This is a genomic window from Rodentibacter sp. JRC1 (genome assembly GCF_020521555.1).
GTDB lineage: Bacteria > Pseudomonadota > Gammaproteobacteria > Enterobacterales > Pasteurellaceae > Rodentibacter > Rodentibacter abscessus.
In genome coordinates, this window is record NZ_BPWA01000001.1 from 2,223,312 (window position 1) to 2,236,369 (window position 13,058).

A 13,058-nucleotide genomic window follows, 5' to 3' on the forward strand; every position below is an offset into this window, starting at 1 on the left:
TCCGGTATGAATACCAACAGAGTGATCGAGAATGTGTTGTTATAATCCTTTTTTGGCAAGTTCTTCTTTAAAGTTGTCGCGTTTTAAGAAGATCACCTCTTTTACCGCAATATACTTTTCAGGTTCAACGCCGTCTTTGATCCATTTATACAGCATCTCGGTACTACGGTAACCATGAACATCCGGGCTTGGCAGTAAAGAACCAAGGAAACCGGTCATATTCGGTTTGGAAAGTTCATTAACCGCATCAACGCCATTAATACCTATCCCTACCACATTTTCCGCTTTAAAACCTTGCCCTTCAGTCGCGCGTACACCGCCCAAAACGGTATTATCATTCATGCCGACAATGAGCCAATGTTTTACTTCCGGATGTTGTACTAGCATCGCATTTGCCGCATCTAATGCCCCCGGAATATCGTTGCTTTTGGTCGGTGATTTATAGATTTGTTTTTCAGGAAAACCGGCTTTAATCAAAGCCGAAATCGAACCTTCGGTACGTCTGCGGGCGGTATCCAATTCATCGGCAGTAATGGCTAATACACCGGTATCTTTTACATTCCAGCCCCGATTTTGCATTTCTTTATATAATTCTTGTCCTTGGCGTTCACCAATTTCTGTGGCTGCCATCATAATTAGGGGTACGTTAACCATCGGTTCACCGACCGCATTTAAGAATTGATCATCGACAGCAATGACTTTCAGATCATAAGAACGCGCTTTCGCCATAATAGCCGGGCCTAAACGAGGATCCGGAGTACAAATAACAAAACCTTTTGCACCGTTGGCCGCAAGATTATCAATAGCGTTTAAAGTCTTTTCACCATCAGGAACGGCAATTTTAATAATTTGAACATCACCAAGATCTTTTGCCGCTTTATCTGCAAACGCCCATTCGGTTTGAAACCATGGCTCTTCAGGCTGTTTGACTAAATAACCCAATTTGATTGTTTTCGGAGAGCTGGAATATGCTAAATTAGCGTTTAAACCGGTAATAGATAAAACGGTTATCGCGATAGCTGATTTAAGTAGCGCTCTTTTTGTAAATTTCATATTGATTCTCCTATAAGGTAAAATTATTAATAAAATCAATATAATACACTTATTGATTGGCTTGTTTGCTCATAAGCAGGGCAATCATATAGGATTTAATGTTAAAAAAATTAGATCTTGATCACATAATGAATTTATAGCTATTTCATCCATATATTCAGCGGATAACTACTATATAAGCTTCTAGCTCAGTGGTATGAATTAGTCGGGAGAAATTCTTCTAAGAGGAATAATCCCTTAGAGCCGGTATTAATTTGGTCGGAGATCATTAAGATTAGATTTATTCTTTGAACTTATGGATGATAAATCGAATTTATCATGGAATTGCTTGCTTTTAAGTGCTTCAACCGCTAGAATGCGCACTCCTTGTCATCGCTGAGTTAGAGATCGGCGAATGATGTATCAACAACACTACCTTTTAGGAGTAAAAAATGTCTCTAAGTACTGAAAAAAAAGCAGCAATCGTTGCTGAGTTTGGTCGTGATGCAAAAGATACCGGTTCTTCCGAAGTTCAAATCGCATTATTAACTGCACAAATCAACCACTTACAAGCTCACTTTGCCGAGCATAAAAAAGACCATCACGGTCGTCGTGGTTTATTACGTATGGTTTCTCGTCGTCGTAAACTTTTAGACTACTTAAAACGTACTGATCTTGCTTTATATCAAAGCACCATCGCTCGTTTAGGTTTACGTCGTTAATTTTTATTACGATAAATATTGAACCCTCGAAATTTGATCTGCCCCCCCAAAAGTTGGACGAAATAAACCAACTAAGTCAGGGGCGGATTTTTATGATCAAATACAACCAATAGATCAAACAACAAGTCGTTGAATTTTATTTCAACCACAACGAAAGTCTTACACAAACTCATCATCAATTTGGCTTCGCATCGAAAAGCGTTCGACAATGGATAGCCCAATTTCACCACGCAGGTCTCAACGGATTGCGAGTGTGAGCCATACCAAACAAACTTTACCCCGTAGTGTGTTTTTCTATCATTTAAAGCCGAAACAGGACAAAAATACGGCGGTTAAAGCTGAAACCCATCGAATTAAATCGGAAACTCGGAATATGGTTATCGCCGTTTAAGTGTATTATTGAAAGGCGTTAATCACAAACGGGGACAAGGATTAATACAACAAATGGGATTGCAAGTGTATGTAGTTTGATACAAAAGGATAGTGTTTACTATCCTTTTCTCGTTTTAAAAGTGGTGTTATTTGTATGTTTTTTTAGTCTTGGGCAACTGCTACATAATACCGTAAATCTCAGTACGGATTTTCCTCAAAGAAATCATTAAAGTATATTTTTCTCACCACGAGACAAACTAATCAACCCTGAACGGACAATTTCCAGTAATGTCGTTTCTTCTTTCACGGCAGCAACAAAAGCATCAAGTTTGTCTTTCGTGCCGGTAAGCTGGATCGTGTAGGATTTTGGTGTTACATCTACTATCTGACCACGGAAAATATCTGCCAGACGTTTGATTTCATCACGTGAAGTGCCGGTTGCTCGAACTTTAAGGAGCATAACTTCACGTTCTACGTGTTCGTGCTGGCTTAAACTAATCACTTTGAATACATCAACCAATTTATGGAGTTGCTTTTCAATTTGTTCCAATACTTGCTCATCTCCCACCGCTTCAATCGTCATTCTAGATAAAGTCGGATCGTCTGTCGGTGCTACGGTGAGGCTTTCAATATTAAATGCACGCTGAGAGAATAAGCCTACCACGCGTGATAACGCACCGGATTCATTTTCTAATAAAACAGATAAAATTCTACGCATTATTCATTCTCCCCTTGCGGTTTACTTAAAATCATTTCATTCATCGCCCCGCCACGCACTTGCATTGGGTAAACGTGTTCGGTTTCATCTACGTTAATATCAACAAAGACAAGTTGATTCTTAATACTAAAGGCTTCTTTTAATTTACTTTCCAATTCATCCGCTGTAGCGATTTTTATGCCGATATGACCATAAGATTCCGCCAATTTCACAAAGTCCGGCAGGGAATTCATATAGGTTTGGGAATGGCGACCGGAATAAATCAAATCTTGCCACTGTTTCACCATTCCTAAAAAATGGTTATTCAAACAAATTACGACCACAGGAATACCATATTGCGTTGCAGTGGAAAGTTCTTGAATATTCATTTGAATGCTGCCATCACCGGTAACGCAAACTACCGTTGCATTCGGTTGAGCCAATTTTGCCCCCAGTGCCGCCGGTAAGCCGAAGCCCATTGTGCCTAAACCGCCCGAATTGATCCAACGACGTGGCTTATCAAAAGGATAATGCAATGCGGCAAACATTTGATGTTGCCCTACATCGGAGGCAATATAAGCTTCCCCATTGGTGATGTGATACACCGCTTCCATCACTTGTTGAGGTTTAATAACTCCGGAAGTGCGGTCGAAATCCAAACAGTTTTTTGCTTTCCATTCATTAATTTGCTTCCACCAATCTTCAAGGTAATTTTGTGAACGGGCAACCCCTTCTTCACCTAATAAACTTAAAAATTCTTCTAATACGTTTTTCGCATTTCCCACAATAGGAATTGTTACTTGTACATTTTTAGAAATAGAAGTGGGATCAATATCAATTTGGATCACTTTGGCATGCGGGCAATATTTCTCAAGATTATTTGTCGTACGATCATCAAAACGTACACCGATACCAAGAATTAAATCACTCTCGTGCATGGCGTTATTCGCTTCATAAGTACCGTGCATTCCCAACATACCTAAAAACTGTTTATCGCTACTTGGGTAAACCCCTAGGCCCATTAAAGAGGTCGTTACCGGTAAATTTAGATTTTGTGCAAATTTCAAGAGTTCATCACTACATTCTGCCGAAACCGCCCCACCACCGACAAAAAGAACTGGTTTTTTTGCCACAAGTAAAGCTTTTAATGCTTTTTTAATTTGTCCTTTATGTCCGTTTACTGTCGGATTATAAGAACGCATCTCTACGGATTTTGGATATTCATAAGGGAATTTATGATTCGGATTTACCGTATCTTTCGGAATATCCACCACAACCGGACCGGGGCGACCTGTTGAAGCAATATAGAAAGCCTTTTTCAATGTCTCGGGAATGTCTTCTGCTTTTTTTACGATAAAGCTGTGCTTAACAACAGGACGTGAGATCCCCACCATATCACATTCTTGGAACGCATCACGACCAATTAAATCCGTCATAACCTGACCTGAAAGCACCACCATCGGAATAGAATCCGCATAAGCGGTCGCAATACCGGTAATCGCATTTGTCGCCCCCGGACCTGATGTAACAAGCACACAGCCGACTTTGCCCGTCGCCCTAGCATAGCCATCCGCCATATGTACGGCAGCCTGTTCGTGACGAACCAGAATATGCTCAATCCCCCCAAGGGTGTGAATCGCATCATAAATATCTAATACCGCACCGCCCGGATAGCCGAATAAATACTCTACCCCTTCATCACGTAGCGATTGCACTACCATTTCAGCACCGGATAATTTTTTCATAATTCTCTCCTAAAATTGACCGCACTTTGTGTTGTTACTGACTGTTTAAGATTATTATTTTCTTAATGTCATTCATCATACTGACAAAAAAATCTTTGTCTAGAATAAAATATGTACATCAAAAAGGATAAGCTCAGGATTAAAATCTATGATTTGAAATTTTTAAAGCTTAAAATAAAAAATAAAAAGCTAAAATAACAAAAAATACAACTTTATTCTATATTTTATAAAAATGACAAAATTTTATTTTTTATTCATTTCTTTGAATCGGATCACATTTTTATGCGGGATTAGTGAGACAAATATTGTGTCAATACAATATTGTTATTGCGATATGCACTAACAAAATAAAAGAGGTGATAAAAATGAACGGTAGTCTTACTATTCGCATTGATAACGAAATCAAACAACTTGCCGCTAAAAATGCCAAACAATTAGGCTTAGATTTATCTACGGTAATCCGTATGCTACGTTGGAAATCTCCGCGAAACTTAAAAAAGAGGCAAAACGTTATCAGCACGATAAAAAAGGGGGGTAATGGACAAAATGGTTGCTATTTTCGGTAGGTAGCAGTTGCACATTACTTTTCATAAACCTAATCATTTTGACCGCACTTTTGCTATTCAGGTTTTGCCTCTGTGATCGGTGCTTTGTCTAATACATCCCATAGGCTACCTTGTGGTGCTTCGGTGGAGGAGGGAGCAGTAGTCGTTATAGATGAAGTGCTACCGCTTGGCGATGAACAGAAATTTTGTCCTTTATTCGACCATACGGGAATTGTGCGATAACTACTGCAATCCCAGCCGCCGTATGTATTAATGCCAATCCATTTTATGTCGGTCGGTTTTTGTAATTTTAATTTTTCAATGTAAACCCGATTGAGATAATCTTTGTAAATTTGTAATGCGCCGGATGCGCCGGTGAGTTTGGTTTCTCCGTTATCATCTCGCCCTAGCCAAATAGTGCTCACATTCTTTCCATCAATTCCGACAAACCAAGTATCGCGAGCATCATTGGTTGTTCCGGTTTTTCCTGCAAGATGTAGATCCGCATAGTCGTGTTGTAGGCTGCGTGCAGTTCCTCGTTCAACCGTTTTTTGCATTGCAAATAGGGTTTGGAAAGCGGCTTCTTGCGGTACGACTTGTTTTGCTTCTTTATTGTGTTGATAAATTTGGTTGCCTTGGCGATCGGTAATGCTATCTATCGTCGTCAATTCAATTCTCCCGCCTTGATTGGCGATAGTTTGATAGAGCTTTGTTACATCATAAGGTGAAATAGAATAGGAACCAAGCAGCATTGCCGGTACTTTAGGAATTTCTATATTATCCCAGCCCATTGCTTTTTGTGTGTCAATTACATTGCTTAAACCGACTTTCATACCGATATTGACCGTTGGAATATTTAGGGAGCGGGCAAGCGCATCCATCAGCATCACAGAGCCGCTGTATTTACGATCGTAGTTCCTCGGTCGCCATGGCGGGCTGCCTTTTACATTGATGGTAATCGGCTGGTTATTGATCGGCGTGTTTAAGCGGAATTGTTCAGGGTTAGTAAGTGCGGTCAAATAAATCGAAGGTTTTACTAGCGAGCCAATTTGACGTTTTGCCATTAATGCACGATTAAAACCTGCATATTGGGTTTGTAATCCGCCCACGATAGAACGAACTTCACCGGTACGATAATCCGCTACAATCATTGCCCCTTCTAAGTGAGGATTTTTCGTTTGTACTTGCAGTTTGGAAACGGTGTTTACTACGGCGTTTTCAGATTGTGCTTGCTGTTTTAGATCCATTGTGGTGAAGATGCGGGCACCGAGTAAGCCGGACATTTTATGTTCACCAAGCTGACGGCGTAAATCCGTTTGCAGGGTTTGAATGAATGCGGGGTATTTACGTGAAATTTGCCCTTTGGTTTGTACACCGAGCGGGCGTTTACTGAGCAATTCGTAAAGTTCTCCACCGATCATTTTGTGGTCAAGCATCAGCTTTAACACCACATTACGGCGTTCTAAGGCATTTTGCGGATTACGCCACGGATTATAAAGAGAAGGCCCTTTCACCATTCCGACCAGTAAAGCGATTTGATCGAGACTAATTTCTCGAATGGAGCGACCGAAATAGAATTGGCTAGCCAACTCAAATCCATGAATTTGCGTATCGCCGTTTTGTCCGAGATAAATTTCATTGAGATAGGTTTCAAGAATACGATATTTATCATAACGCCAATCCAGTACAAGCGACATTAAGGCTTCATTGGCTTTACGGGTAATGGTTCGCTCGCTGGATAAAAAAAGATTTTTTACTAATTGCTGGGTTAATGTACTTCCGCCTTGCACTGTTTGCCCTGCTCGAATATTGGCGATTAAAGCGCGCATAATTCCAATAGGATTGATGCCGTTGTGTTCATAAAAACGGCGGTCTTCCGTTAAAATAAGCGTATCGATCAGTAGGCGGGGGTAATTTTGTAAAGGAATGGCAAGACGATCTTCGTTATCTGATTCCAACATCGCAATGAGCTTTGGCGCTAAACGAAATTCATCAACGGTTTTTAGGTTAACCAAATCTTCAATTCGGCTTAATTTATTATCCGTGAAACGCAAGCGTAAGACGCGCTGAGGTTCGGGGTTATCGGGGAAAGGGAAAGCACGGCGCAATACGACAATAGTATCTTCTTCCAACTTGAAATCACCCGGCGCTGCGACCATTGTGGTTTGACGATATTCGTTATCAAGCAAGATTTGAATGACTTCATCAAAAGCCAGATTATCGGAAATTTTGACACTTTCGATTCGGCTGTAAACTTCTGCCGGCAAACGCCAAATTTGCCCATCCATTTTAGAACGAATTTGCCAATCTAAATAGCCGCCGTAAAATATCGCCAACACGCTTGCCGTAAAGCCGGCTTTGAGCAAAAACATTTTGCAGGCGTGTCGTTTATTCGGCTTATTTTTTTGATTTTTTTCTTGTTCGTTATTTTCGGCGGTCATAGTCGGTTAGGCAATAAAATCAACGTAGGCTTCAAGAAAATGAATAAAATCCTGCGTGCCGCAAAAAGCGATGCTTTCCTCATCATAATAATGAAAATCCTCTTCCAAAATTTCATCGGATTCTATGGCAAGGTTATTGGCGCGTACTATTATTTCATCGGCATTTAGAAACAAGGTATATTCGGCACCGATTAGGGTTTCTTCTTGATTTTCAGTGAGTTTTCGTGCGGTAGAAAGTGCGGTCAAAATTCCTGTCGGATTTGACCGCACTTCCGTATTAAACCAGTTTGCAAGGGCAATGTGTTCCATCGAGCATTTAACAGAAACATTCCCCGAGTAAGCGGTGAATTGGAAATCCATATTTTAAACGCTGAATGACGAACCGCAACCGCAGGTACTGGTTGCATTCGGGTTGTTTACCACAAAACGAGAGCCTTCAAGACCTTCGGTATAATCCACTGTGCCACCGATAAGATATTGTAAACTCATCGGGTCAATCACAAGTTTTACACCGGATTTTTCAATAGTCAGGTCGCCTTCATTGACTTTTTCATCAAAGGTAAAACCGTATTGGAAACCGCTGCAACCACCACCGGTGATATATACGCGCAATTTCAGATCGTTATTTTCTTCTTCACTAATCAAATTTTTGACTTTGTTGGCGGCTGCATCGGTGAAGGTGAGCGGCACTGCAATATTATCTGTCATATTTTATTTTTCCACTTTCCTAAAATGAGTGAGGTATTATCCAATAACCGACTTACTCATTCAAGATTTTTCATGGAAATCCTGTTATACTCCGCAACATATTGTTTGTTAATACAGAGAAGATCATTATGTCTATTCCATTAAGAACCGAAGAAGAAATAGTAAAATTACGTGAAGCCTGCAAACTGGCTTCCGATGTGTTGGTGATGATTGAACCCTATGTAAAACCGGGGGTAACGACAGAGGAGCTTGATCGAATTTGTCACGAATATATGGTAAACGAACAAAAAGTGATTCCCGCCTGTTTAAATTATCACGGTTTTCCGAAAGCAACCTGTATTTCTATTAACGAAGTGGTTTGCCACGGTATTCCTAGTAAAGATAAAGTGCTTAAAAACGGTGATATTGTGAATATCGATGTAACGGTTATTAAAGACGGCTACTTTGGTGATAATTCAAAAATGTACATCGTGGGCGGCGAGACCAATATTCGTAGTCAAAAATTAGTCGAAGCGGCACAAGAAGCATTATATGTGGGGTTACGCACGGTAAAACCGGGCATCCGCTTAAATGAAATCGGTAAAGCGATACAAAAATACACAGAAGGGCAGGGGTTTAGTGTTGTACGGGAATATTGCGGGCACGGTGTTGGTACGGAATTTCATTGTGAACCCCAAGTTTTGCATTATTACGCCGATGATGGCGGTGTGATTTTAAAACCGGGAATGGTGTTTACCATTGAGCCGATGATTAACGCCGGTAAAAAGGAAGTTCGACTAATGGGAGACGGTTGGACGGTAAAAACCAAAGATCGCAGCCATTCCGCACAATATGAGCACCAAATCGTCGTAACCGAGACAGGCTGTGAAGTGATGACCATTCGTGATGAAGAAATTGCGGAAGGACGAATTTCACGGATTATGATGAATAGTTAATTTGGCGCACTGACAAAAGCTCACGTTTGTGGGCTTTTTCTTTAAATTTAATTCACTATATAATGTATTCCACGGTTTTCCATATCATTGAAATAATATGCTTTTTCCCTTTGAAATCATTTCATCTTTAACCCCAAGTGCGGTCAAAATTCAGCGTGAAAATCTCAAGCAATTTGAATTGGCGCATTTTGCGGATTTCTCCATTTTTTCACTTATCGAAAATCGCAGCGATTTTTATGATGCGATGTTGAATCAACTATGGCGAGAAATGGGGTTGAGTGAAATCTTTCAACTGGCATTAATTGCCGTAGGCGGTTATGGCCGCAAGGAAATGTTTCCATTATCCGACTTGGATTTTCTTATTTTATCGGAACAACCGCTTACGGCCGATACGGAAGAAAAAATTGAGCAATTTGTACGATTTTTGTGGGATAGCGGTTTTGAAGTCGGGCATAGCGTGCGTACTTTAGCGCAATGTGAAACGGAAGGTAAACAAGATATTACGATTGCAACGAATTTATTGGAAGCCCGATTTCTTGCAGGAAATCGACCGCACTTTGAAGAGCTTCAGGAACGGGTGAAACGTGCTGATTTTTGGTCGAAGGAAGCGTTTTTCAATGCGAAAGTGCAAGAGCAAACCGAACGTTATCATCGCTATCACAACACGGCTTACAATCTGGAACCGGATATTAAATACAGCCCAGGCGGTTTGCGTGATTTGCATTTATTGTATTGGATTGCATTGCGCCATACCGGCGCGCTGACATTAGAGGCGATTTTACAAAGCGGATTTATTTATCCGCAAGAATATCAGCGTTTGCAAGAAAGCCAAGCCTTTTTATTTAAAGTGCGGTTTGCCTTGCATTTAATTTTGAAACGTTATGACAATCGTTTGTTGTTTGATCGTCAAATAAAAGTGAGCGAATTATTGGGTTTCACGGAGGGGGGCAATCAAGGCGTAGAAAAAATGATGAAGCGTTTTTTCCAAGCCTTACATCGTATTTCGCTGATGAGTAATTTATTAATCCAAGATTATCGCGAACATTTTCTTTCAACCCATTATGATGTCTTTATTCATCAATTGGATGATGATTTTGAATTAGTGAATGGCAGCTTATGCTTGCGTAATTCGAATTTATTTTTGCAAAGCCCCGAACGTATTTTAGATTTATTTTTTTATCTCACACAATTTGAACAGGCGATAATTCATCCTACGACGTTACGAAAACTACAACTCGGTCTTGAACAGCTACCGCAAAAATTATGCGAAATACCGGCTGCTCGTGAGAAGTTTTTACGATTATTTAATCAACCGAATGCGATTCAACGGGCTTTTGTTCCTATGCACCAATATGGCGTATTAACGGCTTATTTACCCCAATGGCAGGCAATCGAAGGCTTAATGCAATTTGATTTATTCCATATTTACACGGTAGATGAGCATACCTTGCGGGTGATGTTGAAACTGGAAAGTTTTTTGCATAAGGAAAGTGAAATCGAACACCCGATTTGCCATCAAATATTTAGTCAATTTTCTGACCGCACTTTACTTTATGTGGCGGCATTATTTCACGATATTGCAAAAGGACGAGGAGGGGATCATGCAGAACTTGGCGCGCTGGATGTGGTGGAATTTGCCGAGTTGCACGGTTTTGATCGGCGTGAAATTGATACTTTGAACTGGTTGGTTCAATCTCATTTATTGATGTCAATCACCGCACAACGTAGAGATATTCACGATCCGGAAGTCGTAATGAAATTCGCAGAAGCAGTACAAAATCAGGTTCGCTTAGATTATTTAACTTGCCTTACCGTTGCGGATATTTGTGCGACGAATGCTACGCTTTGGAATAGTTGGAAACGTTCGCTTTTTTCTTCTTTATACGATTTTACCAAACGACAGTTTCGCCAAGGTATGTTGGCATTGTTGGATTATTCGGAAAAATCGGAAGAAAATCGCCGTTTGGCGTGGCGAATTTTAACATCGGATTCGACCGCTTATTCGGAGATTGCCATTCAAACCTTATGGGCGCGTTGTCCGGATGAATATTTTTTACGTAACAGCCCGAAGCAAATTGCAGGGCATACCGCATTACTGATTAATTTTTCAGGCGAATTATTAGTCAAAATTACCAATCGTTTTGCTTTAGGTGGGACAGAAGTCTTTATTTACTGCCAAGATCAACCGCATCTATTTAATAAAGTGGTTACCACCATCGGTGCAAAAAAATTCAGTATTCACGATGCGCAAATTATTACAACACAAGATGGTTATGTGCTTGATAGTTTTATCATTACGGAACTAAATGGTGATTTGGTGAAATTTGATCGTCGTCGTGAATTAGAAAGTGCATTAATGCTGACGTTACAAAGTGAAATGCGCCCGACTTTATCACTTCCACCTAATCGCCAATTGCAACATTTTTCGGTAAAAACCGATGTGCGCTTCTTACATGAAAGTAAAACGGAACAGACGGAAATGGAATTGATCGCTTTAGATAAACCCGGGTTATTAGCCGAAATAAGCCGGATCTTTAGTGATCTCAATTTGAATTTATTGAATGCCAAAATTACCACTGTAGGTGAAAAAGCGGAGGATTTCTTTATTTTAAAAAATCAAGACGATAAAGCTTTAACTTTACAAGAAAAAGAAAATTTGCGTGAAGTGATTTATCGGAAAATTAGGTAACGGAAAAAGTGCGGTCAATTTTGACACCATTATGTAGTTGTTGCACAAAGAGAATTTTATATTCAATATTTTGAGGTAGGGGGTGTTAGCCGTAGGCGTAACGCACCTTTTTATCAATAAATTTCATTACGGTGCGTTACGGCTTTGCCTAACGCATCCTACTTATTTTTCATATTTGAGAAAATATTTGCCAAGACCGGACCGGAAACATTGTGCCAGAAACTGAATAAAGCGCTTGGTACGGCGGCGATTGGGTTGAAGTGTGCCGCGGCAAGAGCTGCACCTAAACCGGAGTTTTGCATACCGACTTCAATGGCAATAGCTTTGCTGTCTGCCGTATTGAGTCTGAGCAATCTTGCGGCAAGGAAACCAATGAGATAGCCAAAGCAATTATGTAGTACCACTACGCTAAAAATGAGCAAACCGGATTCTACGATTTTATCTTTACTCACAGCAACGACAGCCGCCAAAATTAACACAATGGATACGACGGAAATCAACGGGGTGATTTGGCTTGCTTGTACAATGGCATTTTTAAATAGCGTCCGAGCGATTAAACCTAAGAAAATTGGGAAAAGCACCATTTTTAGCACCGACATAAACATTGCGGAGGCATCAATATCTAACCATTGACTTGCTAATACATAAAAAATTGCAGGCGTTAAAAGTGGTGAAAGTAAGGTTGAGATTGTGGTACAAGCTACGGAAAGTGCCGTATTGCCTTTCGCAAGATAGGTCATTACGTTTGAAGATGTGCCACCAGGGCAAGAGCCGACTAAAATTACACCGATAGCGAGATCAGAAGGTAAACTGAAAGCATTTGCTAAAAAGAATGCGATAGCCGGCATAATGAAAAATTGTCCTGCGACACCGATAAATACGGCTTTCGGATGTTTTGCCACTTCACCGAAATCGTTGAAAGTGAGCGTAATCCCCATCCCGAACATGACTAAGCCTAGCAGGTAAGGAATGTAGGGGGCGAAGATTTTAAACTCTGCCGGAAATAGAAATGCGAGCACAGCGAAAACAATTGCCCATAATGCAAAAGTTTTACTGATAAATTGAGTGAATTTAAGTAGTGATTGCATAAATTTTCCTTATAGCGGGTAGGTAAAAGTGCGGTCGATTTTAATGGTATTTTTCATTATTATGTAGATATTTTCGTTATTATA

13 protein-coding genes are annotated in these 13,058 nt (G+C 40.3%); 6 read left to right on the plus strand and 7 right to left on the minus strand.

The window, feature by feature from the left end; all coding sequences use genetic code 11:
* Positions 1-39 precede the first annotated feature (39 nt).
* Positions 40-1,053, minus strand: coding sequence for an arabinose ABC transporter substrate-binding protein (locus tag HEMROJRC1_RS10105; protein WP_226692791.1), 1,014 nt, complete (start codon positions 1,051-1,053; stop codon positions 40-42).
* 431 nt (positions 1,054-1,484) lie between these two features.
* On the opposite strand from HEMROJRC1_RS10105, the gene rpsO reads away from it, so the two are divergent.
* The 3 genes from rpsO (at position 1,485) to HEMROJRC1_RS10120 (ending at position 2,145) form a co-directional block, all read left to right on the plus strand.
* Positions 1,485-1,754, plus strand: coding sequence for a 30S ribosomal protein S15 (gene rpsO, locus HEMROJRC1_RS10110; protein ID WP_005628925.1), 270 nt, complete (start codon positions 1,485-1,487; stop codon positions 1,752-1,754).
* 113 nt (positions 1,755-1,867) lie between these two features.
* Complete coding sequence (locus HEMROJRC1_RS10935; protein WP_226692982.1) at positions 1,868-2,011, plus strand: helix-turn-helix domain-containing protein; 144 nt, start codon at positions 1,868-1,870, stop codon at positions 2,009-2,011.
* Positions 1,963-2,145, plus strand: coding sequence for a hypothetical protein (locus HEMROJRC1_RS10120; RefSeq protein ID WP_226692792.1), 183 nt, complete (start codon positions 1,963-1,965; stop codon positions 2,143-2,145). Before HEMROJRC1_RS10935 ends, HEMROJRC1_RS10120 begins: the two co-directional genes overlap by 49 nt.
* Before the next feature lie 207 nt (positions 2,146-2,352).
* On the opposite strand, the gene ilvN is transcribed toward HEMROJRC1_RS10120, so the two are convergent.
* Positions 2,353-2,844 (minus strand): acetolactate synthase small subunit, encoded by a 492-nt coding sequence (gene ilvN, locus HEMROJRC1_RS10125; RefSeq protein ID WP_226692793.1) that lies wholly within the window; start codon positions 2,842-2,844, stop codon positions 2,353-2,355.
* The gene (locus HEMROJRC1_RS10130; protein WP_226692794.1) at positions 2,844-4,568 is read right to left on the minus strand and encodes an acetolactate synthase 3 large subunit; all 1,725 of its coding nucleotides are present in this window, start codon (positions 4,566-4,568) and stop codon (positions 2,844-2,846) included. The genes ilvN and HEMROJRC1_RS10130 overlap by 1 nt, the downstream gene beginning before the upstream one ends.
* 365 nt (positions 4,569-4,933) lie before the next feature.
* Between HEMROJRC1_RS10130 and HEMROJRC1_RS10135 the strand changes: the two genes are divergently transcribed.
* Complete coding sequence (locus tag HEMROJRC1_RS10135) at positions 4,934-5,134, plus strand: hypothetical protein (RefSeq protein ID WP_226692795.1); 201 nt, start codon at positions 4,934-4,936, stop codon at positions 5,132-5,134.
* Positions 5,135-5,187: 53 nt separating this feature from the next.
* On the opposite strand, the gene mrcB is transcribed toward HEMROJRC1_RS10135, so the two are convergent.
* Genes mrcB through erpA form a run of 3 tightly spaced genes read right to left on the minus strand, consistent with a single transcriptional unit; the run spans position 5,188 to position 8,262 of the window.
* Positions 5,188-7,554, minus strand: a complete 2,367-nt coding sequence (gene mrcB, locus HEMROJRC1_RS10140; protein WP_226692796.1) for a penicillin-binding protein 1B — start codon at positions 7,552-7,554, stop codon at positions 5,188-5,190.
* Between the two features lie 6 nt (positions 7,555-7,560).
* Positions 7,561-7,914 (minus strand): YacL family protein, encoded by a 354-nt coding sequence (locus HEMROJRC1_RS10145; RefSeq protein ID WP_226692797.1) that lies wholly within the window; start codon positions 7,912-7,914, stop codon positions 7,561-7,563.
* Between the two features lie 3 nt (positions 7,915-7,917).
* Entirely contained in the window at positions 7,918-8,262 is a 345-nt protein-coding gene (erpA, locus tag HEMROJRC1_RS10150; protein ID WP_226692798.1) for an iron-sulfur cluster insertion protein ErpA, read from the minus strand.
* Between the two features lie 128 nt (positions 8,263-8,390).
* On the opposite strand from erpA, the gene map reads away from it, so the two are divergent.
* Together map and glnD are read left to right on the plus strand one after the other, a co-directional pair.
* Entirely contained in the window at positions 8,391-9,197 is an 807-nt protein-coding gene (gene map / locus HEMROJRC1_RS10155; protein ID WP_226692799.1) for a type I methionyl aminopeptidase, read from the plus strand.
* A 97-nt stretch (positions 9,198-9,294) separates the two neighbouring features.
* On the plus strand, positions 9,295-11,886 hold the full coding sequence (gene glnD, locus HEMROJRC1_RS10160; protein WP_226692800.1) for a bifunctional uridylyltransferase/uridylyl-removing protein GlnD: 2,592 nt from the start codon (positions 9,295-9,297) through the stop codon (positions 11,884-11,886).
* A 158-nt stretch (positions 11,887-12,044) separates the two neighbouring features.
* Here the strand turns inward: glnD and HEMROJRC1_RS10165 are convergent, their stop codons facing one another.
* Entirely contained in the window at positions 12,045-12,974 is a 930-nt protein-coding gene (locus tag HEMROJRC1_RS10165) for a bile acid:sodium symporter family protein (protein WP_226692801.1), read from the minus strand.
* Between the last annotated feature and the right edge of the window lie 84 nt (positions 12,975-13,058).